The sequence below is a fragment of the Micromonospora sp. NPDC047548 genome, from assembly GCF_040642975.1.
Lineage (GTDB): Bacteria > Actinomycetota > Actinomycetes > Mycobacteriales > Micromonosporaceae > Micromonospora.
In genome coordinates, this window is record NZ_JBEYTI010000030.1 from 13,110 (window position 1) to 36,465 (window position 23,356).

A 23,356-nucleotide genomic window follows, 5' to 3' on the forward strand; every position below is an offset into this window, starting at 1 on the left:
GTCCCCGCCCTCGGCCGGCGCCTCTTCGAGGATCACGTGTGCGTTGGTGCCGCTGATGCCGAAGGACGACACGGCAGCCCGGCGTGGCCGGCCGGTCTCCGGCCAGGCCCGGGCCTCGGTCAGCAGCTCCACCCGCCCGGCCGACCAGTCGACCTGCGGGGTGGGCGCGTCGACGTGCAACGTGGTGGGGAGCAGCCCGTGCCGCATGGCGAGCACCATCTTGATCACCCCGGCGACCCCGGCGGCGGCCTGCGTGTGCCCAAGGTTGGACTTGACCGACCCGAGCCACAGCGGCTCCCCCGCCCGGTCCCGCCCGTACGTGGCCAGCAGCGCCTGGGCCTCGATCGGGTCGCCGAGCCGGGTGCCGGTGCCGTGCGCCTCCACGGCGTCCACGTCGGCCGGTCGCAGCCCGGCGCTGTCGAGGGCCTGCCGGATCACCCGTTGCTGCGCGGGCCCGTTGGGCACGGTGATGCCGCTGGACGCGCCGTCGGAGTTCACCGCCGCGCCCCGGATCACGGCCAGGATGCGCCGGCCGTTGCGGCGGGCGTCGGAGAGCCGTTCCAGCACGAGCAGGCCGCTGCCCTCCCCCCAGCCGGTGCCGTCGGCGGCGGCGGCGAACGACTTGCACCGGCCGTCCGGGGCGAGCCCACGCTGGGAGCTGAAGTAGACGAAGGTCTCCGGGGTGGACATCACGGTGATGCCGCCGGCCAGCGCGAGGGTGCACTCCCCGGAGCGCAGCGCGTGCCCGGCCAGGTTCAGCGCGACCAGGGAGGACGAGCAGGCGGTGTCGAGCGAGACGGACGGCCCTTGCAGGCCCAGCGTGTAGGAGATCCGGCCGCTGGTGATGCTGCCGCCGCCGTCGGCGCCGTCGTAGTCGTGGTACATCACCCCGCAGTACACGCCGGTGCGGCTCTCCTTGAGCGAGAGCGGGTCGATCCGGGCGTGCTCCAGGGCCTCCCAGGCGGTCTCCAGGATCACCCGCTGCTGCGGGTCGATGTCGCGGGCCTCACGCGGGGAGATGCCGAACAGGTCGGCGTCGAAGTCGGCGGCGTCGTGCAGGAAGGCGCCCTCCCGGGTGACGGTCCGGCCGGGGCGGCCGGGCTCCGGGTCGTACAGGGCGTCGGTGTCCCAGCCGCGGTCGGTGGGGAACGGGGTGACCGCGTCCCGCCCCTGCGCCAGCAGCTCCCAGTAGCTCTCCGGGGAGTCCACCCCGCCGGGCAGCCGGCAGGCCATCCCGACGATGGCGATCGGCTCGTCGGCGAGCTGGGCCAGGCGGGCGTTCTCCTGCCGCAGCCGGTCGTTCTCCAGCAGCGAGGTCCGCAGCGCGGCAACGATCTGGTCGGTGTCCACCCCGCTCACCGGTGCGTCCCGTTCGGGTCGGCGCCGCCGAGGGCCGCACGGACCAGGTCGTCCACGGCCATGTTCCGGATCTCCTCGCTGCGGTCGGCGGCGGCGGGCGCTGCGGCGGGCGGGGGTTCGACGCCCGGCTCGGTGAGCCGCAGCAGGGCGTCGAGCAGGCCCGCCTCGCGCAGCGCGTCCAGCCCGATGGTGGCCAGCCGGCGGCGTACGTCGGCCTCGTCCGGCGCCTCGGTCACGGCCGGCCCCGCGGGGGCGTCGGCCGACGGCCCGACGGGCAGCTCCTCGGCGAGTTCCTCGCGGAGCAACCGGGCGACCTCGACCGGGGTCGGGTGGTCGAACATCAGCGTGGCGGCGAGCCGCAGCCCGGTCGCCGCGCTGAGCCGGTTGCGCAGCTCGATCGCGGCCAGCGAGTCCAGGCCGAGCTCGGTGAAGCCCCGGTTGACGTCGATCTCCCCCGGTTCGGCGTGCCGGACGGCGGCGACGTGGCCGCGGACCAGGTCCAGCAGCATCCGCTGGCGGCCCTCCTCGGGCAGCGCGGCGAGACGCTGGACGAGGCTGCCCTCGTCCGCCGGGGCGGGCGCCGCCTCGGCGGTCGTGGCCGGGCTCGCCGCCGGGGCGGGCCGGCGGCCGGCGGCGGCGCGGGTGACGTCGCGCAGCTTGGCCGGAATCCCGGTGCCGGCCGGGTCGGGGCGCAGCGGCACCAGCACCGCCTCGTCGGCCCGCATCGCCTGGTCGAACAGGGCGAGCCCGTCGGCGGGCGACAGCACCGGCATGCCCATCGCGGCGAGCCGGCGGGTGACCGCGGGGTCGGTGCCGCCGGCCAGGCCGGCGCCCTCTCCCCAGAGGTTCCAGACCAGCGAGGTGGCGGGCAGCCCCGTCGACCGGCGATGCCGGGCGAGCGCGTCGAGGAAGCTGTTCGCCGCCGCGTAGTTGCCCTGGCCGGCGGGGTCGAGCAGGCCGGCCACCGAGGAGAACAGGACGAACGCGGTCAGCTCCCGCTCCTCGGTCAGCTCGTGCAGCGCCCAGGCGGCGTCCACCTTGGGCCGGAGCACCGCGTCGAGCCGGTCGGGCGTGAGCGAGGTGAACAGTGCGTCGTCGAGCACGGCGGCGGCGTGCACCACGGCGGTCAGCGGCTGCGGCAGCCCGTCGACCAGCGCCGCGAGGGCCTTCGGGTCGGTGACGTCGCAGGCGGCCACGGTCACCTCGGCGCCGAGCGCGGTCAGCTCGTCGCGCAGCTGCGCCGCGCCCGGGGTGTCCGGGCCGCGCCGGCTGACCAGGGCCAGCTGCCGCACGCCGTGCGTGCCGACCAGGTGCCGGGCGACCAGCGCGCCGAGCCCGGTGGTGCCGCCGGTGACCAGCACCGTGCCGTCGGGCCGCCAGGGCGACTGGGGCAGCCCGGTGGGCACCGGGACGGGGGCCAGCCGGGGCACTTTCACCTGGTTGCCGCGCACGGCGACCTCCGGCTCGGGCAGGGTGACCACGGCCGGCAGCATCCGCAGGCTGGCCTCGTCGGAGTCGAGGTCGACCAGCATCAGCCGGTCCGGGTTCTCGGCCTGGGCGGCGCGCAGCAGGCCCCAGACCGGGGCGACGGTCAGGTCGAGGTGCCCGCTGTCGTCGTCCGCCGCGAACCAGGTCAGCACCACCAGCCGGGTGGCGGCGAACCGCTCGTCGGCGAGCCAGGCCCGGGTGGTCTCCAGCACCGTGGCCAGGCCGTCGCGGACCGCCTCGGGCACCTCGCCGTCCGCCGGCTCCACCGGCAGGAACACCACCTCGGGTACGCCGCCCGTCGCGGCCGCCGCGGCCAGGGCCGCGAGGTCCGGGTACGCCGGCACGTCCGCGCGGCCGAGGTCGACCTCGTCGCCGAGCACGGCCCACCGCCCGGGTACGGCCTCGGCGGCCTCGCCGAGCGGCAGCTGGGGCCAGTCGACCCGGAACACCGAGTCGAGGTGGCGGGTGCCGGTCATCGCCGCTCCGGCGGCCACCAGCCGGTCCGCGGTGACCGGCCGGACGACCAGCGACTCGACGGTGGCGACCGGGGTGCCGGCGGTGTCGGCCAGGTCGAGACGGACCGCCTCAGATCCGGCGGTCTCGTCGGAGTTGGTCCAGTTGATCCGGACCCGCAGGCGGCTGCGGCCACCGGAGTGCAGCCGTACCCCGGTCCAGGAGAACGGCAGCTGGCCGGCGCCGATGTCCTGCGGCTTGCGTCCGCCGAGGAAGTCGGTGGCGCTGAGCGCGGCGTCGAGCAGCGACGGGTGCAGCCGGTACGCGGCGGCGTCCTGCCGGGCCTCGTCGGGGAGCGCCACCTCGACGAAGAGGTCCCGGCCGCGCAGCCAGACGGCGCGCAGCCCGCGGAACATCGGGCCGAAGTGGTAGCCCTGCGCGGTGAGGTAGTCGTAGACGCCGCTGATGTCGACCGGCTGGGCGCCGGCCGGCGGCCACTGGCCGACGCCGACGTCGAACTCCTCCGGGGTGACCGGCGGCGCGTTCTCGGTGGCCAGCCAGCCGGTGACGTGCCGGGTCCAGCCCACCTCCGGCGGCGCGTTGTCGAACCGGGACCAGATGGCGATGGTCCGCCGGTTCCCGGCGTCCGGCTCCCCCACCACGACCTGGACGGCCGCGCCGCCGTGGTCGGGCAGCGGCATCAGCTGCTCGATGATCAGTTCCTCGACCACGTCGCAGCCGACCTCCTCGGCGGCCCGCAGGGCCAGCTCGACGAAGCCGGTGCCGGGCAGCAGCCCCATGCCCATCACGTTGTGGTCGGCCAGCCAGGCGTGGGTGTCGAGGGCGAGCCGGCCGGTGAGGACGACCCCGCCGCCCTGCGGCGCCACCATGACGGCGCTGAGCAGCGGGTGCTCGGCGTCGCGCTGGCCGTGTCCGGCGGCGTCCGCGGCCCGGGTCTTCGGGGCGTTCAACCACAGGTGCCGCTTCTCGAACGGGTACGTCGGCAGGTCGACGCGGCTGCCGCCGCCGAGGATCACCGGCCACCGGACCGGGGTGCCGGTCACGTGCAGCCGGGCCAGGGCGTCGAGCAGCTGCGCCACCTCGGGCCGGTCCCGACGCTGGGCCGGCGCGACGACGGTGTCGGTGAGGATGCCTTCGATCATCGGGGTGAGCGCGGCGTCGGGACCGAGTTCCAGGAACCTGGTCGCCCCCGCCTGATGCAGGGCGGTGATCCCGTCGGCGAAACGGACCGCCTCGCGGACGTGCCGCACCCAGTACTCAGGGTCGGTCAACTCGCTCGCGGCGAGCGCACCGGTCAGGTTCGACACCACCGGGAGCTGCGGCTCGGCGTAGGCCAGGCTCGCGGCGACGGCCCGGAAGTCGTCGAGCATCGGATCCATCAAACCGCTGTGGAACGCGTGACTCACCCGCAGCCGAGTCGTCTTACGACCCAGAGCGGTGAACTGCTCGGCCAAACTCAGCACGGCGGCCTCGGGGCCGGAGACAACCACCGACCGGGGACCGTTGACCGCGGCAATGTCCACCCCACCACCGAAGGCGTCGCTGCTGCCGGCGCCACCGCCGTTGCGCGAGGCCGCCACCTTGTCACCACCGGCCGACGCCGCCATGTCGGAGGCTGAATCGTTGACGACATCAGCTCCAAAGGACCCGACCACCACACCCTGCCCCGACAGGACCGCCCGCACCTCCTCCTCCGACGCCTGAACCGCCACCATCGCCCCACCAGCCGGCAGGCCCTGCATCAACCGACCACGAGCCGCGACCAGCTTCGCCGCATCCGCCAGCGACCACACCCCGGCAACATGAGCGGCAACCAACTCACCGATGGAGTGCCCCGCCACAAAATCCGGCCGCACACCCCACGACTCCACCAACCGGAACAGGGCCACCTCAACCGCGAACAGACCCGCCTGCGCATACCCGGTGCGGCGAATCAGCTCCTCGTCCTCACCCCAGATCACCGAACACAACGCACGATCCAGATGCTGATCCAACTCCGCCACCACCGCATCAAAGGCAGCGGCGAACACCGGAAACACCCCGTACAACTCACGACCCATACCCAGACGCTGCGCACCCTGACCGGTGAACAACACCGCCAGCCGGCCACCCGGCCGGGCCACCGCGGTGACCAGGCCGGGGGCGCTGGCGCCGGTGGCCAGGGCGGTCAGCCCGGCGGCCAGCTCGTCCCGGTCCGCGCCGAGCACCACGGCCCGGTGCTCCAGGGCCGCCCGGCCGGTGGCCAGGGACCACGCGACGTCCCGGTCGGCCAGGTCGTCCCGGTCGTCAAGGTGCGCCGCCAGCCGCTCCGCCTGCACCCGCAACGCCCGGTCGGTACGGCCGGACAGCACCCACGGCAGCGCCGGCACGGTCGCGCCGACGCCGACGCCGACGCCGCCGGCCGACGGTTCGGCCGGCCGGTCCGGAGCGGTGAGATCCGCCGGCGCCTCCTCGATGATCATGTGAGCGTTGGTGCCGCTGAGCCCGAACGAGGAGACCGCCGCCCGGCGCGGCCGTTCCTGCGCCGGCCACTCCTGTGGCCGGGTCAGCAACTCCACCGCGCCGGAGGACCAGTCGACCTCGTCGGAGGGGGCGTCGACGTGCAGTGTCGCGGGCATCAGCCCGTGCCGCATCGCCTGCACCGCCTTGATCACCCCGGCCACTCCGGCAGCGGCCTGGGTGTGCCCCAGGTTCGACTTGACCGAGCCGAGCCACAGTGGACGGTCCCGGTCCCGGCCGTACGTGGCCAGCAGCGCCTGCGCCTCGATCGGGTCGCCGAGCGCGGTGCCGGTGCCGTGCCCCTCGACCAGGTCCACGTCGGTCGGGGCCAGCGCGGCGGCGGCGAGGGCCGCCTCGATGACCCGCTGCTGGGAGGGGCCGTTAGGGGCGGTCAGCCCGTTGGACGCGCCGTCCTGGTTGATCGCCGAGCCGCGCACCACGGCGAGCACGGGGTGCCCCTTGCGCCGGGCGTCGGAGAGCCGTTCCACCAGCAGCAGCCCGATCCCCTCGGACCAGCCGGTGCCGTCGGCCCCGTTCGCGTACGCCTTGCACCGGCCGTCCGGGGCGAGGCCCCGCTGCCGGCTGAAGTCGACGAAGACGTCCGGGGTGGGCAGCACGGTCACGCCGCCGGCCAGCGCCATGTCCACCTCGCCCTGGCGCAGCGCCTGGCAGGCGATGTGCAGCGCGACCAGCGAGGATGAGCAGGCCGTGTCGATGGTGACCGCCGGCCCCTCCAGTCCCAGCGCGTACGCCACCCGCCCGGAGGCGATGCTGGCGCCGCTGCCGCCGCTCAGGTACGCCGCGATCTCCTCGGGCACGTGCTGCTGCACCCGGCTGCCGTACTCGGTGTACATGACGCCGACGTAGACCCCGGTGCGGCTGCCCCGCGCGGCGGCGGGGTCGATGCCGGCCCGCTCGAACGCCTCCCAGGCGCCCTGGAGCAGCAGCCGCTGCTGCGGGTCCATGGCGAGCGCCTCGCGCGGCATGATGCCGAAGAACTCCGGGTCGAACTCGGCCGCGTCGTGCATGAAACCGCCGGTCCTGACGTACGTCTTCCCGGCCGCGCCGGGCTCCGGGTCGTAGACGGCGTCGACGTCCCAGCCCCGGTCGACCGGGAACTCGGAGATCGCGTCGCGCTCCTCGACCAGCAGTCGCCACAGGTCGTCGGCGGAGCGCACCTCGCCCGGATAGCGGCAGTGGATGGCGACGATGGCGATCGGGTCGTCGTCCGGCGGGGGCGCGGTCGGGCTGGTCGGGGCGGGGCCGGCGGCGGGGGCGGCGCCGACCAGCCGGTCGGCGAGGAAGCGCGCGGCGGCCTCGGCGGTCGGGTGGTCGAAGACCAGGGTGGCGGGCAGCCGCAGGCCGGTCACCTCGTTGAGGGCGTTGCGCAGCTCGACGGCGGCGAGGGAGTCGAAGCCGAGGTCCTTGAACGCCCGGTCGGGGGCGACCGCGTCGACGCCGGAGTGGCCGAGGACCGCCGCCACCCGGGCGCGGACCAGGTCGACGAGGACCCGGTGCCGTTCCGCCTCGGTGACGCCGGCGAGCCGCTGGGCCAGCCCGGTGGCGGCGACGCCGCTGGTCGTACCGGCGGCGGCGCGCCGGGCGGGTGCGGTGACCAGCCCGCGGAGCAGGGTCGGCACCTCGCCCCGGGCGCGGACGGCGGCCGGGTCAACGTGCAGCGGCACGACCAGCGGCTCGGCGGTCGCCACCGCGGCGTCCAGCAGCGCGAGCCCGTCGTCGACGCCGAGCGCCGGCAGGCCGAGCCGCCGCACCAGGGCAACGTCGTCGGCCGAGGAGTCGCCCAGGTCCCAGAGGCCGAAGGCCACCGCGGTGGCGGGCAGGCCGGCGGCGGCCCGGTGGGCGGCGAGGGCGTCCAGGAAGACGTTCGCGGCGGCGTAGTGCCCCTGCCCGGCAGCGAGCACCAGTCCCCCGGCGGAGGAGAGCAGCACGAACGCGTCGAGCGGCAGGTCCCGGGTCAGCTCGTGCAGATGCCAGGCGCCGTCCACCTTGGGGGCCAGCACCGGGTCGAGCCCGTCGGGGTCGAGGTCGGCGACCAGGCCGGCGCCGGGTACGCCGGCGGCGTGCACCACGGCGGTGAGCGGATGGTCGGTGGGGACGACGGCGAGCACGGCGGCGACGGCGGCGCGGTCGGTGACGTCGCAGGCGACGACGGTGACCTCCGCCGCGCCGAGCGCGCGAATTTCGTCGCGCAGCGCCGCCGCGCCGGGGGCGTCCGGGCCGCGCCGGCTGGTGAGCACGAGCCGGCGTACCCCGTGGGTGGACACCAGGTGCCGGGCGATCAGCGCGCCGAGCCCGCCGGTGCCGCCGGTGATCAGCACCGTGCCGTCCGGCTTCCAGGCCGGTGCGCCGCCGGTGGGGCGCAGCCGGGTCAGTCGCGGCACGCTGACCTGGCCGGCGCGGACCGCCGCCTCGGGTTCGGCGGTGGCGACCGCGGCGAGCAGCCGCGCGGAGTCGGCGGCGCCGTCGGTGTCGAGCAGCCCGAACCGGCCCGGCTGTTCGCCGGTTGCCGCCCGCAGCAGCCCCCAGATCGGGGCCTGGGTCAGGTCGACGTCCTCGCCGGTCGAGGTGGCGACCGCCTGCCGGGTGACGACGGTGAGGCGGGCCCCGTCGAGCCGGCCGTCGGCCAGCCAGGACCGCACGGTCCGCAGCGTGTTGCGGGTGGCGGCGCGGGCCGCCTCGGCCGGGTCGCCCCCGGGCAGCGCGGCGGCGAGCAGCACCAGGTCCGGGGTGCCGGTCTCTCCCGCATCGAGCGCCGCACCGAGCGCGGCCAGATCCGGGTACGTGGGCAGTCCGGTCCCCGGCAGGTCGCCGAGCACGACGGCCCTGCTGGTCGCCGGCGGGACCGGCTCCGGGGTCCAGGCCAGGCGCAGCAGCGCACCGGCCCGGTCGTCCCGGGCGGCGGCCAGCTGCCCGGCGGAGACCGGTCGCACCAGCAGCGACTCGACGGTGGCGACCGGGCGTCCGTCGGGGTCGGCCACCCGGATCCGGCACTCCTCGTCGCCGCGCAGCCGTTCCAGGTGTACGCGCAGCGCGCGGGCCCCGGCGGCGTGCAGGGTGACCCCGGACCAGGAGAACGGCAGCAGCGTCTCGCCGTCCAGCGGCCCGTCCTCGCCGAGCTGGTCGGCGTGCATGGCGGCGTCCAGCAGGGCCGGGTGCAGGCCGTACCGCTCGGCGTCCTCGCCTTCGGGGAGCTCGACCTCGGCGAAGATGTCCTCGCCGCGCCGCCAGGCGGCCCGCAGGCCCTGGAACGTCGGCCCGTAGCCGTACCCGCGGGCGCGCAGCCCCGGGTAGAAGCTCTCCACCGGCAGCGGGGTGGCACCCGCCGGCGGCCACTGCGTGAGGTCCCAGGTGGCCGGGACGGCGGTCGGCGCGACCGCGCCGGTGGCGTGCAGGGTCCACGCTCCGTCCCCGCCCTCGGGTCGGGAGTGGATGCCGAGCTGGCGTACGCCGCTGTCGTCGGGCGACCCCACCACCACCTGTACGGCCACCGCGCCCCGGCTGGGCAGGATCATCGGGGCCCGGTGGGTCAGTTCCTCGACCCGGCCGCAGCCGACGTGGTCACCGGCCCGGACGGCGAGTTCGACGAAGCCGGTGCCGGGTAGCAGCACCGCCCCGAGGATCTCGTGGTCGGCGAGCCAGGGCTGCCGGTCGACGGCGAGCCGCCCGGTGAGCACCACCCGGTCGGTGTCGGCGGCCGGTACGGCGGCGCCGAGCAGCGGGTGCCCGACCGGGTCGAGCCCGACCGAGCCGACGTCGCCGGCGGGCGGCAGCGGGTTCAGCCAGTAGCGCTCGCGCTGGAAGGGGTAGGTGGGCAGGTCGATGGTGCGGGTGGTCTGTGGGAGCAGTGTCGTCCAGTCGACGGTGGTGCCGGTGACGTGCAACCTGGCCAGGGCGGTGAGCGCCTGTCGGTGTTCGTCATGGTTTCGCCGCAGGCTGGGGATGATCGTGACGTCGGTGAGGATGCCCTCGATCATCGGGGTGAGGGCGGCGTCGGGGCCGAGTTCCAGGAACGTGGTCGCGCCCGCCTGGTGCAGGGCGGTGATGCCGTCGGCGAAACGGACCGCCTCACGGACATGCCGCACCCAGTAGTCCGGGTCCGTCAGGTCGTCGGCGATCGCGAGGGCGCCGGTCAGGTTGGACACGAGCGGTAGCTGCGGCTCGGTGTAGGTGAGGCTCGCGGCGACGGCGCGGAAGTCGTCGAGCATCGGGTCCATCAACCCGCTGTGGAACGCGTGACTCACCAGCAGCCGGGTCGTCTTACGGCCCAGGTTGGTGAACTGCTCGGCCAGGCTCATCACGGCGGCTTCCGGACCGGAAACAACCACCGATCGGGGACCGTTGACAGCGGCGATGTCCACCCCAGCGCTGTCGGCGTCGCTGCCGCCATTGACCCTGAGGCCGTTGTGGCCGTCGCCGTTGCCGTTACGGTTGCGGTTGCCGTTACGGTTGCCGTTGCGGTTGCCGTTGCCGTTGCGGTTGGCGTTGGTGCCCGAGGCCGCCGACAGGTCACCACCGGCCGGCACCGCCACGTCAGAGGCTGAATCGTTTACGACATCAGCTCCAAAGGACCCGACCACCACACCCCGCCCCGCCAGGACCCCCCGCACCTCCTCCTCCGACGCCTGCACCGCCACCATCGCCCCACCACCCGGCAGGCCCTGCATCAACCGACCACGCGCCACCACCAACCGCGCCGCATCCGCCAGCGACCACACCCCCGCCACATGCGCGGCAACCAACTCACCAATCGAATGCCCCGCCACAAAATCCGGCCGCACACCCCACGACTCCATCAGCCGGAACAAGGCCACCTCAACCGCAAACAACCCCGCCTGCGCATACCCCGTCCGGCGAATCAGGTCCTCGTCCTCACCCCAGACCACCGAACACAACGGCCGATCCAGGTACTGATCCAACTCCGCCACCACCGCGTCAAACGCAGCGGCGAACACCGGAAACACCCCGTACAACTCACGACCCATACCCAGACGCTGCGCACCCTGACCGGTGAACAACACCGCCAGCCGACCGCCACGGGCCACGCCGGACACCACCGCCGGGTCGGACGTGCCGGCGGCGAGCGCGGCGAGGGCCGGCGACAGCTCGGCAGGGTCCGCGCCGAGCACCACCGCCCGGTGGTCGAAGAGCGCCCGACCGGTCGCCAGGGTCCGCGCCGCCGGCGCCGCGTCCGCCGGGTCCATTGACCACGCGGACTCCGCCAGCCGACCGGCCAGGGCCCGGACCGCCGTCTCGGACCTGGCGGAGAGAAGCCACGGCACCACCGCCGGTAGGCCACCGGGCCGGGCCGGCGCCGGGGGCGTCACCGGCGGGGCGTCGTCCGGGGCCTGTTCGATGATGACGTGCGCATTGGTGCCGCTGATCCCGAACGACGACACCCCGGCCCGGCGCGGGTGCCCGTTCACCGGCCACTCCCGCGCCTGCGTCAGCAGCTCCACCGCGCCGGCGGACCAGTCGACCTGCGGGGACGGCGCGTCCACGTGCAGGGTGGGCGGCAGGACGCCGTTGCGCATCGCGTGGACCACCTTGATGATCCCGGCGACACCGGCGGCGGCCTGGGTGTGCCCCAGGTTCGACTTGATCGACCCCAGCCACAGCGGACGGTCCACCGGCCGGTCCTGCCCGTACGTGGCCAGCAACGCCTGCGCCTCGATCGGATCACCCAACGTCGTACCCGTACCGTGCGCCTCCACCACGTCCACCTCGGCCGCGGGGACCCCCGCCGACGCGAGAGCCGCCCGGATCACCCGCTGCTGCGACGGGCCGTTCGGCGCGGTCATGCCGTTGGACGCGCCGTCGGAGTTCACCGCCGAACCGCGCACCACCGCGAGGACCGGGTGGCCGTTGCGGCGGGCGTCCGAGAGCCGCTCCACCAGCAGGACGCCGACTCCCTCGCCCCAGCCGGTGCCGTCCGCCGACGCGGCGAACGACCGGCACCGCCCGTCGGAGGAGAGACCGCCCTGCCGGTTCATGTCGATGAAGGTGTCCGGGGTGGACATCACGGTCACGCCGCCGGCCAGGGCGAGTTCGCACTCCCCGGTGCGCAGCGCCTGGATCGCCCAGTGCAGCGCGACGAGGGACGACGAGCAGGCGGTGTCCACGGTCACCGCCGGCCCCTCCAGGCCGAGCACGTACGCGACCCGCCCGGAGACCACGCTGGTGTGGCCCCCGTTGCCCAGGTAGCCCAGCGCCTCCTCCGGCATCTCGCCGGGCCGGGTCGCCCAGTCGTGGTACATCACCCCGGCGAACACCCCGGTACGCGAGCCGGCCACCGAGTGCGGGTCGATGCCCGCCCGCTCGAACGCCTCCCAGGACGCCTCCAGCATCAGCCGCTGCTGCGGGTCCATGGCGCTGGCCTCGCGGGGGCTGATCCCGAAGAAGTCCGGGTCGAACAGGGCCGCGTCGTAGAGGAAGCCGCCCTCCCTGGTGGAGGTACGCCCGGACCGACCCGGCTCCGGGTCGTACAGCTCGTCGACGTGCCAACCCCGGTCGGCGGGGAAGTCGCCGATGGCGTCCACCCCGTCGGCGACCAGCCGCCACAGCTCCTCCGGCGAGGCGACCCCGCCCGGGTAGCGGCAGCTCATCGCGACGATGGCGATCGGCTCGTCCGGGACGGCGCTGACCACGGTCCGGACCGGCTCGGCCGCCGGGCGCAGGTCGAGCAACTTCTCGACCAGGTGCCCGGCCAGCGCCCGGGGGTTCGGATAGTCGAAGACGAGGGTGGCGGTCAGCCGCAGCCCGGTCGCCGCGTTGAGCCGGTTGCGCAGTTCCACCGCGGCCAGCGAGTCGAAGCCGATCTCGTTGAACGCCTGCCGAGGCTCGATCGCGTCCGCGGTGGTGTGCCCGAGCACGGCGGCCACCTGGGTACGGACCAGGTCGAGCAGGACCGCCGTGCGCTCGGCCTCGGCGAGTTCGGCGATCTGGCGGGCCAGGGAGAGCTCGACCGGGACGGCCCCGGCGCCGGCCCGGGCGGCGGGCCGCCGGGGCGCGCGGACCAGCCGGCGCAGCAGCGGCGGCAGTTCGGCGGCCCGCTGCTGCAGGTCCGCCAGGTCGAAGCGCAGCGGCGCGAGGAACGCCTCGTCCACGCTGAGCGCGGCGTCGAAGAGGGCGAGGTTCTGCGCGGCGGTGAGTTCCCGCAGGCCGAGGCGGCTCACCCGGTGGGCGGCGACGTCGTCGACGCCGGCGCCCATGCCGATGTCGCGGGGCCAGAGCCCCCAGCCGAGACTGGTGGCGGGCAGCCCGGCGGCGCGGCGATGCTCGGCGAGGGCGTCCAGGAAGGTGTTGGCCGCGGCGTAGTTGGCCTGCCCGGAGCCGTCGAGGAAGCCGGCGGCCGAGGAGTAGAGCACGAACGCCCGCAGCTCGACGTCCCGGGTCAGCTCATGCAGGTGCCAGGCGGCGTCGGCCTTGGGGCGCAGCACCGCGTCCACCCGCTGCGGGGTGAGGCCGGCGAACGTGCCGTCGTCGACGATGCCGGCGGCGTGCACCACGCCGGTGAGCGGCCGGTCGGCGGGGACCGTGGCGAGCAGCGCGGCGAGGGCGTCCCGGTCGGCGACGTCACAGCCGGCGAGGGTGACCTGGGCACCGAGCCCGGTCAGCTCGTCCCGCAGCTCGGTGGCGCCGGGGGCGTCCGGTCCGCGCCGGCTGGCCAACAGCAGGTGCCGTACCCCGTGGGTGGTGACCAGGTGCCGGGCCAGCACCGCGCCGAGTCCACCGGTGCCGCCGGTGACCAGGACGGTGCCGTCCCAGGTGTCGGGGGCGCCGGGGCGGGGGCGGCGGGCGGGCACCAGGCGGGGGGCGAACAGCCGGCCGTCCCGCAGCGCCACCTCCGGCTCACCGGTTGTGGCCGCGCCGAGCAGCGCGATCGCCGGGGTCGCCGGGTCGAGGTCGAGCAGGAGCAGCCGGCCCGGATTCTCGGCCTGCGCCGCCCGCAGCAGGCCCCACAGCGGTGCGGTGGTCAGCGCGATCCGGTCCGCCGGCAGCGCCCGTACGGCGTGCTGGGTCACCACGACCAGCCGGGTGTCGGCGAGCCGGTCGTCGGCGAGAACGTCCTGGACCAGCCGCAGCGCCCGGTGCGCGGCGGCCCGTACGCCGGCCAGGGGCTCGCCGTCGACGGCGTCGAACGTCGCGACGAGCAGGTCCGGCACGGTATCGGCGGCCTCGGGGCCGGCCAGCGCCGGCACGCCGAGCGCGCCGGCCAACCCGAACGGGTCCGGGCCGAGGACGGCCACGGAGACCTCGGCCGGCACGGGCGGGGGCTGCTCGGTCCACTCGATGTGCAGCAGGTCCCCGCCACCGGTGCCGGCGCCGAGCTGTTCGGCGTCGACGGTGCGCACCAGCAGCGACCCGACGGTGGCGACCGGCGCGCCGGAGCCGTCGGCCAGCGCGACCCGGACGGTGTCCGGCCCGGTCGCGGTGAGCCGCACCCGCACGGCGGTGGCGCCGGAGGCGTGCAGGGTGAGGTCGTACCAGGTGAACGGCAGGGTCACTCCGTCGGCGGGCTGCGGCAGCGCCAGGTCCAGCGCGTGCAGCGCGGCGTCGAGCAGCGCCGGGTGCAGCCCGTACGCGCCACCGTCGGTGGTGGACTCCGGCAGCGCCACCTCGGCGAACACCTCGCCGGTCCGCCGCCAGACCGCGCGCAGCCCGTGGAAGGTCGGCCCGTAGCCGTAGCCCTGCTCGGCCAGGCCCGGGTAGAAGTCGGTGACGTCGACGGCCTCGGCGTCGCGCGGCGGCCACCGGGTCAGGTCGTCGTCGCGGGCCGGGGCGGCGCCGGTCGGGGCGAGCACCCCGCTGGCGTGCCGGGTCCAGTCGCCGCCGGCCGGGGTGTCCTCCCGGCGGGAGTGGAACTCCACCGTCCGCCGCCCGCCGGCGTCCGGCGGGGTGACCACGACCTGGAGCACGACGGCCGTGTCCTCCGGCAGGACCAGTGGCGCCTCCAGGGTCAGCTCCTCGACCAGCGCGCAGCCGACCTGGTCGCCGGCGTAGGCGGCCAGCTCGACGAGGGCGGTGCCGGGCACCAGGTTGACGCCGCCGATGACGTGATCGGCGAGCCACGGGTGGGAGCGGCGGGACAGCCGGCCGGTGAGCACCGTGCCGTCCTCGGTGGCCAGGTGCAGCAGCGCGCCGAGCAGCGGGTGGTCGGCGGCGAGCTGACCGATTCCGGAGGCGTCGCCGGTGGCGGGCGGAGAGGTCAGCCAGTAGTGCCGGTGCTGGAAGGCGTACGTGGGCAGCTCGGCGCGGTGGGCGCCGCTGCCGGCGTAGCAGGCCGCCCAGTCCACCCGGGCGCCCCGCACGTGCGCCGCCGCGACCGCGGCCAGCACCTCCCGCTCCTCGTCGTGGTCGCGGCGCAGGGCGGCGACGAAGGCGCGTTCGCCGTCGGGCGCGACGCACTCCTGCGCCATCGCGCTGAGCACCGGGTCGGGCCCGAGTTCGAGGTACGTGTCGACGCCGGCCGCGTCGAGGAAGGCGATCCCGTCGGCGAAGCGGACCGGCCGGCGGACGTGCTGCACCCAGTAGTCGGGGGTGCAGAGCTCGGCGGTGGCGAGCCCACCGGTGACGTTGGAGACCACCGGGACGCGCGGCTGCTCGTACGCGACCAGCTCGGCGACCCGGCGGAACTTGTCGAGCATCGGCTCCATCAGCGGCGAGTGGAAGGCGTGGCTGACCCGCAGCCGCTTGGTGCGCCGGCCCCGGCCGGCGAGCTCGGCGGCGATCCGCAGCGTCTCGTCCTCGACGCCGGAGATCACCACGGCGGCCGGGCCGTTGACGGCGGCCAGGTCCACCCCGTCGACGAGCAGCTCGCGGACCTCGTCCTCGGCAGCGGCCACCGCCACCATCGCGCCCGCCGACTCCAGCTCCTGCATGAGCCGACCCCGGGCGGCGACCAGCATGGCGGCGTCGGGCAGCGAGAAGACCCCGGCCGCGTGGGCGGCGGCCAGCTCGCCGATGGAGTGGCCGGCGACGAAGTCCGGCCGCAGGCCCCACGACTCGACCAGCCGGTAGAGCGCGGTCTCGACGGCGAAGAGCGCCGGCTGGGCGTACCCGGTCTGGTCGAGCAGCGCCGCTTCGGCGGTGCCCTCGGCGGCGAAGAGCACGTCCCACAGCGAGTGTTCCAGTTGCAGGTCGAGGTGACCGATCGCTTCCTCCAGGGCGTCGGCGAAGACCGGGTACGCGGCGTGCAGCCGGCGGCCGGTGCCGACGCGCTGGCTGCCCTGGCCGGTGAAGAGCAGGGCCAGCCGGCCGCCGGTGGCGGTGCCCCGGACCAGCCCGGGGGCCGGGTCGCCGGCGGCGAGGGCGCGCAGTCCGGCGCGTACCTCGTCGGTGTCGCGGGCCAGCAGCACCGCGCGGTGGGTGAGGGCGGCGCGGCCGGTGGCCAGCGACCAGCCCAGGTCGGCCAGGTCCGGCGGCGTGCCGGCGGGGTCGGTGGCGTCGAGCAGCCGGGCGGCCTGGGCGGGCAGCGCGGGCGCGGTCCGGGCCGACACGACGACCGGGCGCAGCGCCGCGGCGACGGGCGGCCCGGGGTCCGTCGCGGGGGCCGGCTCGACCGCCGGCGGCTCCTCGACGATGACGTGGGCGTTGGTGCCGCTGACTCCGAAGGAGGAGATGCCGGCGCGGCGCGGGGCGCCGTCGGCGGGCCAGGGCCGGGCCTCGGTGAGCAGCCGTACGGTGCCGGCCGACCAGTCGACGTGCGGGGTCGGCGCGTCCACGCCGAGGGTGCGGGGCAGGGTGCCGTGCCGCATGGCCATCAGCATCTTGATGAGCCCGGCGGCGCCGGCGGCGGCCTGCGCGTGACCGAGGTTGGACTTGATCGAGCCGAGCCAGAGCGGCGCGTCGGCCTGGTGCCCCCGCCCGTACGTGGCGATCAGCGCCTGCGCCTCGATCGGGTCGCCGAGGGTGGTGGCGGTGCCGTGCGCCTCCACCGCGTCCACGTCGGCGGGGGTGAGCCCGGCGTCGGCCAGCGCCTGCCGGATGACCCGCTGCTGGGCCCGGCCGTTCGGGGCGGTGAGGCCGTTGCTGGCGCCGTCGGAGTTGATCGCGGTGCCCCGGATGACGCCGAGCACGGGGTGGCCGTGGCGGCGGGCGTCGGAGAGTCGTTCGAGGACGAAGAGGCCGACGCCCTCGGCCCAGGCGGTGCCGTCGGCGGCGGCGGCGAAGGGGCGGCAGACCCCGTCCGGGGAGAGCCCGCGCTGCCGGCTGAACGAGGTGAACGCCCCGGGGTTGACCATGACCGACGCCGCGCCGGTCAGCGCCAGGGTGCACTCGCCGCGTTGCAGCGAGCGGACGGCCAGGTGCAGCGCGACCAGCGAGCCCGAGCAGGCGGTGTCGACGGTCAGCGTGGGCCCCTCCGTGCCCAGCACGTACGCCAGCCGCCCGGAGACGACGCTCGGCGAGTTGCCGGTCATCAGGTAGCCGTCGAGGCCGTCCGGGGCCTCGTGCAGCCGCATGCCGTAGTCCTGCGGGTCGGCGCCGATGAAGACGCCGGAGCGGCTGCCGCGCAGCGACTGCGGGTCGATGCCGGCGTGTTCCAGGGCCTCCCAGGCGGTCTCCAGCACCAGCCGCTGCTGCGGTTCCATGGCGCTGGCCTCGCGGGGGCTGATGCCGAAGAACTCGGCGTCGAAGCCGGCGGCGTCGTCGAGGAAGCCGCCGTGGCGCACGTACGTGGTGCCGGGGTGGTCCGGGTCGGGGTGGTAGAGCGCGTCGAGGTCCCAGCCCCGGTCGGTGGGGAAGCCGGTGACCACGGTGCCGCCGTCGGCGACCAGCGCCCACAGCCGTTCCGGGGAGTCCACCCCGCCCGGGTAGCGGCAGCCGATGCCGACCACGGCGATCGGCTCCTCCTCGGCCGGCGGGCCGGCGGGGGCCGGCTCGGACCCGTCCGGCCCCTCGCCGAGCAGCAGGGTGCGCAGGTGGTCGGCGAGCGCCGTCGCGGTCGGGTGGTCGAAGCCGACGGTGGGTGGCAGGGTCAGGCCGGTGGCGGCGGTGAGCTGCCGTTGCAGCTGGACCAGGCCGAGCGAGTCCAGGCCCTGCTCGCGCAGCGGCCGGCCGGCGTCGACGGCGTCCGGCGCGTCGTCGGCGCCGATGTCCCGCAGCACGGCCAGCGCGTGCGCGCGGACCAGGTCGACAAGGACGCGCGTCTGCTCCGGTCCCGGCAGGCCCGCCAGGCGGGCGGCCGACGTGGGCGTTCCCCGGTTCTCCGTACCCTCTTCTGCCACCCGCCCAGAATTACGTCGGGCCGGGCCTTTCCGAAGCCCCTACCAGCCCCTACCGGTGCCGATCGGGGCCGGCTGATCAGTCCGCCGCCGCCCGGGCCAGCCGGCCGCGGTCGATCTTCCGGTTGGAGTTCAGCGGGAACTCGTCGAGGTGGGTGTACCGGCGGGGCAGCATCCCCTTCGGCAGGATCTCGGCGAGCTGTTTGGCCAACTGGGCGGCGGGGACCTGCTCGCCGGTGTAGTAGACGACGATCTCCACCAGCCCGTCGACGGTCCGGGTGACCGCCACCGCGTCCCGTACGCCCGGGCAGCCGGTGAGCGCGTGCTCGATCTCGGCCAGCTCGATCCGCCAGCCGTTCACCTGCACCTGCGCGTCCCACCGGCCGAGGTAGACCAGTTCCCCGTTGGCCCGCCGGCGTACCCGGTCGCCGGTCCGGTACCAGCGGCGCCCGTCGTGGTCGAGGAACCGGCCCTCGTCGTCGGCGGGATCAAGGTAGCCGGGGGTCATCTGCGGGCCGGTGACGCAGAGCTCGCCCTCGTGGTCGGACAGCTGGCCGTCCGGGGTGCGCAGCAGGGCGTGGTGTCCCTCGTGCAGCTGGCCGATCGGCACCAGGCCGTTGATGCAGAGCCCCGGCGAGGTCTGCGGCGACCACCGGTGGCCGGTGATGGTGAGGGTCAGCTCGGTCGGGCCGTAGATGTTCGCCACCGTGGTCCGGTCGGCGGCGGCGTGCCAGTCCGCCACGTCCGCCGCGCGCAGCGCCTCCCCGGCGAACAGGCTCCAGCGCAGCCCGGGCATTCCGCCGGGGCGCAGGCCACCCAGTCGACGGATCAGGGTGATCGCGCTCGGCGCCGAGAACCAGACCGTCACCCCGCGTTCGGCGAGGAAGCCGGGCAGGTCCCGGTAGGCCTGCGCGGGCACCGGCTGCACGCCCGCCCCGGCTCCCCAGGCGCAGAACATGTCGAACGCCGCGCAGTCGAAGTTCAGGTCGAAGGTCTGCGAGAAGACGTCCGTGGCGGTGAAGTCGTAGTGCCGGTCGACCAGGCGGAAGTAGTGGTCGGTCATGCCGTAGGTGATCGGCACGCCCTTGGGCCGGCCGGTGGAGCCGGAGGTGAACAGCACGTACGCCACCTGCGACGCGGCGACCGGCAGCGGCGCGTCGAGGGGCCGGCGCCCCAGCGGGATCCGCGCCGCGCCGGGCACCGCGTCGGCGTCCAGGCCGGGTGCCAGCACCGGCAACTCCAGCCCGGCGCCGGCCAGCTCGCCGAGGGTGGCCAGGCCGGCCTCGTCGGCCACCACGGCGCTCGCGCCGGAGACCTCCAGCATCCGCCGGGTCCGGGACACCGGGAAGCCGGCGTGCAACGGTACGACCGTGGCGCCGGCGTACAGCACGGCCAGGATCCCCGCGTACGCCTCGACGCTCTTGCCGGTGAGCACCGCGACGGCCCGCGGCGGCTGCTCCCCGGCGGCGCGCAGGGCCCCGGCCCGGGCCAGCGCCAGCTCGTGCAGTTCCTCGTAGCTCACGGCGCGGGATCCGACTCGCAGGGCCGTACCGGTGGGGTTGGCCGCCAGGCCGCGAAGGAAACGCGCCGACAGGGCGGGACCGTCCACGTCTACCATCCGGTGCTCCAACAGTAAGGGGCGACAGGGGTTGTCGGCCGCATGGGCAGGTACTTGTATCGAGGTCACCGCCGACACCGGTTCCGACAGATTCGGAGTGACCCATGCTGGACGAACGGTTCGAGGGGATCCTGCGGGGATACCTGGCCTTCCTGTCGCCGACCGACACCCTCACCGAGGACACCGCGCTGCGCGACTTCGGGCTGGACTCGATGGCCACGGTGGAGCTGATCTCCGACCTGGAGTCGATGTACCAGGTCCGGTTCGTCGACGACCTGCTGAGCCTGGAGAACTTCGCCACCCCTGGCACGATCTGGGCGAGCCTCACCGCGTTGGGCGCCACGGGCCAGGTGACCGAGGCCCGGGTCGGCCACTGAGCCCGTGCCGCCCGTGTGAGGCAATGCTGGTGCAGCCCCGTACGCCCGGAAACCCCTAGCGCCCCCTGACCTGCGCGGCCCGCCGGGCCGGCTGCTCGGGCGGCGGTCTGGGCGACCTGCGGACGAATGCGGTCCGCCTCAGCCGGCCAGTTCCTCCCAGTCCTGCCCGGCATGCAGCAGCCCGGTGACGCCCTCGCCACGGGACTCGGACAGCCGCTTGCGCAGCTCGTGCTCGGCCGGCAGGTCCGTGCGCCGGGTGATGCCGAGCTTGCGGTAGACCCGCGTCAGGTGCTGCTCGACGGTGCTGACGGTGATGTACAACGTCTGGCTGATCTCCCGGTTCGTGTGACCCAACGCGGCCAGCTTCGCCACCCGACGCTCGGCCTCGCTGAGCACATGCCGTTCCTCCTTCTCCCGGTCGTGCCAGCGCCCGACCAGCGCGGGTGGCTCGACCGGCCGGTCCCCGCCGGCGGGGAGCGCGGGCCCGGTCGTACCCGCCTGGGCGACCTGCGCGGCCCGGCGGGCCAGCACCCGGGCCCGGTCGAACTCACCGAGCTGCTGCCGGACGACGCTGAACGCGGTCAGCGCCTTGGACAGTTCCAGCCGGTCGTCGGCCGCCTGGAGACATTCCACGCTCTGCCGCAGCAGGGTCGGACGCTGGGCCGGCTCGCTGGCGGCGGCGAGCACCCGCAGCGAGATGCCCCGTACCCGGACGTCGGCCGCGCGGGCCCGTTCCAGTTGCTGGGTGACCAGGTCCCGGGCCTCGACGGAGCGGCCCAGCCGGAGGTTCACCTCGGCCAGGTCGCTGCGCCACGGGATCAGCGTCGGCACGTCCACGTCCCAGTCGCGCATCAGCCGGCCGCACAGCTGGAAGTCCCGCCCGGCGGCGAGCACCCGGTCGGTGGCCAGGTGGTACTGCCCCCGGGCCCGCAGGTACGGCAGGCTGAAGATGGTGCCGAACATGGAGTCGGGCACCGGCGCCTGGAGCACCTCCGCCGCCTCCTGGTACTCCCCCCGGGCCGTCCGCGCGACGATCAGGGTGGCGCGTGGCTGACCGATGAGGACTCCCCAGCCCTTCTCTGGCAGCAGGGTCAGCGCCTGCTCGGCGTGCCGGATCGCGTTGACCAGGTCGCCGCGCCGGTAGGCGATGCTGCCGGCCAGCGAGGAGAGCACCGCCTGCCAGGTGACCTCACCCCGCTCCGCGGCCTGCCGCGTGAGCCGCTCGCACCAGGTGCGAGCCAGCTCCGGCTTGTTGCCGCGCAGCACCGCGAGCACCGCGGCGGCGACCACCTCCAGCGGCGTCTCACCGACCTGGCAGCTGCGCAGGATGTGCTCGGCACTGGTGGTGGCGGCCTCCCCGCCGCCCCGCCCCCAGAGCGAGGCGAGCCGCTGCGCCGCGTCCGCCCAGAGGTCCCTCGGGTGGCTGTTGCCGTTGGACCCGAGTTCGGGCAGGCGCCCGCGGGCCGTACCGAGGAACCAGTGGAAGCTGACCGCCAGCTCGGCCGCCGTCTGCGGGTCGACCGGGTCGGCGGCCGCGCCGAGCGCCGTGGCCGCCTGGGCTGCCGCGCTCTCGTCGCCGTTCCACAGGCTGTAACGGATCACCGCCGCCGCGTCCGGCCCGCGCAGTTCTCCATCCCGGACCGCGCCCTGCAGGCAGGGCAGGTACGGCAGCGCGGCGGAGGGGTTCCGTCGCCAGAGCGCGCCGGTGAGCGCGTGCATGATGGCGATCCGTTCCTTGCGGTCGGTGCAGCCGGAGAGCGCGAGCTCCAGGTAGCGCACCGCCATGTCCGGGTCGTCCCCGGCCAGCGCCTGGTCTGCGGCGGTACGCAGGACACCGACCGCCCAGTCGGCGGGCACCTGCTCGGCGTCGAGCAGGTGCCGCCCGACCTCGGCCGCCGGTGCGCCCTGCTGATTGAGCAGGTCGGCGGCCCGGACGTGGACGGCGGCCCGGTCCGCCGGGATCATGCTCTCCAGCACGGTGGCGCCGCCCAGGCGGTGGCGCATGCGGCAGTCCCGCAGCACGCCGGCCTCGGTCAGTGTTCCGACCATCTCCTCGGCGGTTTCCGTCCGCATTCCGAGAAGACGGCCGATCAGGGCCGGATCGGAACGTTCGTTCAGGACCGCGGTCGCGGCGGCCACGTCCAGCAGCTGGGCGTCCCATCTGTGCAGGCCGGCCAGCACGGCGTGGGCATATCCGTCGCCGACGACGGGCGTGGCCCCGTCGTCGATCCCGGCATCGGGCACATTGTCGTCGAGCAGCGCGTGGACCAACAGTGGATTACCGTTTGTCAGATCGTGGTATTCCTGGGCCACGGACTCGAGCGCCGCCTTTCCCCATTTCTTGGTGAGCAGATCGGCAATGTCCGACACGGTCAGGGCGGACAGCCTGATGCTCTCGTGCGGCTGGCGGGTGAGTTCCGTGTAGAAAAGCGGCAGGGTAGGTCGGCGTCGATGCCACTTGCTCAGGACGAGCAGCAATCGGGACGCGTCCATCCGTCGCTGCAGATACAACAACAGCCGCAGTGAGGCGGAATCAGCGAACTGCAGATCGTCGATCACGATCACGACGGTGCGCTCCCGGCACAGGCCCAGCAGCACCGCGCAGAACTCGCGCATCCAGCCCGATTGAGCATCCGGCTCCGCCGGCGGGCCCGACCATCCTCCGTCCTGGTCGCCCGTATCGACCGAACCGATGAGTCGGGCCACCCGTTCGGGCAGCGCGCCCACCAGGTCGACGCCGCGGAACAACTGATCGACCACCCCGAGCGGCATCGACTGCTCCGCCCGCGATCCCGTACCGGTGAGAAGTAACGCCCCCGCCTCCGCCGCGTAACGCGAAAATTGATGGAGCAGATATGTTTTACCGCTGGCCAGCCCCCCCTCGACGAGCGCCAGTCGACCGCTTGAGCCGTCGCATTGGCGAAGGAGCCCTTGCAACAGCGACAGGGCCCCCTCATATCCCATGGTCGCCACGTTTGCATACCCCTAAGTAGCGTAGTAGTCGAAACGCTCCAGCACTGGCAGCCACGCTGCCGCGTATCATATCCGCAGATCGACGGTGATGCTAGCCCTCCCCTTTAGCTCAGACCCGGCCCGCCGGCCCGGTCAGGCGCCTGTCAGCGATCCGATCCGGCCGAATTGCAGTATGTCCAGTTCGCCGGTGTGTCCCATTTTTAATGCGATGATCACGTCGCTGCACTTGACCCGGTAATCAATCCTGTGAGCGATGCGAACGATCTTCGAACGTCACGAACGGTTACTTGATTCGGCAACTTAATGCTCATTTCCGGCGATCGGTA

At 74.7% G+C, this 23,356-nt stretch carries 4 protein-coding genes and 1 pseudogene; 1 reads left to right on the forward strand and 4 read right to left on the reverse strand.

Annotated features, from left to right (window positions below):
* Positions 1-18 precede the first annotated feature (18 nt).
* The 3 genes and pseudogenes from ABZ807_RS24480 to ABZ807_RS24490 form a co-directional block, all read right to left on the reverse strand.
* Positions 19-1,350, reverse strand: a pseudogene (locus ABZ807_RS24480) (beta-ketoacyl synthase N-terminal-like domain-containing protein); the annotation flags it as partial.
* A 5-nt stretch (positions 1,351-1,355) separates the two neighbouring features.
* On the reverse strand, positions 1,356-18,065 hold the full coding sequence (locus ABZ807_RS24485; RefSeq protein WP_357162320.1) for a type I polyketide synthase: 16,710 nt from the start codon (positions 18,063-18,065) through the stop codon (positions 1,356-1,358).
* A 76-nt stretch (positions 18,066-18,141) separates the two neighbouring features.
* Positions 18,142-19,680 carry an AMP-binding protein gene (locus ABZ807_RS24490; RefSeq protein ID WP_357162323.1) on the reverse strand — a complete coding sequence of 513 codons (1,539 nt, stop codon included), beginning with the start codon at positions 19,678-19,680 and terminating at the stop codon, positions 18,142-18,144.
* 104 nt (positions 19,681-19,784) lie between these two features.
* Here ABZ807_RS24490 and ABZ807_RS24495 point away from each other — a divergent pair, with 104 nt between their 5' ends.
* Entirely contained in the window at positions 19,785-20,057 is a 273-nt protein-coding gene (locus tag ABZ807_RS24495) for an acyl carrier protein (protein WP_357162326.1), read from the forward strand.
* A gap of 138 nt (positions 20,058-20,195) precedes the next feature.
* On the opposite strand, the gene ABZ807_RS24500 is transcribed toward ABZ807_RS24495, so the two are convergent.
* Positions 20,196-23,021 carry an AAA family ATPase gene (locus ABZ807_RS24500; protein ID WP_357162329.1) on the reverse strand — a complete coding sequence of 942 codons (2,826 nt, stop codon included), beginning with the start codon at positions 23,019-23,021 and terminating at the stop codon, positions 20,196-20,198.
* Positions 23,022-23,356 lie beyond the last annotated feature (335 nt).

Coding starts and splice junctions, on each gene's coding strand:
- ABZ807_RS24490 (WP_357162323.1), bottom strand. CDS start 19,680: ATGGTAGACGTGGACGGTCCCGCCCTGTCGGCGCGTTTCCTTCGCGGC.
- ABZ807_RS24495 (WP_357162326.1), top strand. CDS start 19,785: ATGCTGGACGAACGGTTCGAGGGGATCCTGCGGGGATACCTGGCCTTC.
- ABZ807_RS24500 (WP_357162329.1), bottom strand. CDS start 23,021: ATGGGATATGAGGGGGCCCTGTCGCTGTTGCAAGGGCTCCTTCGCCAA.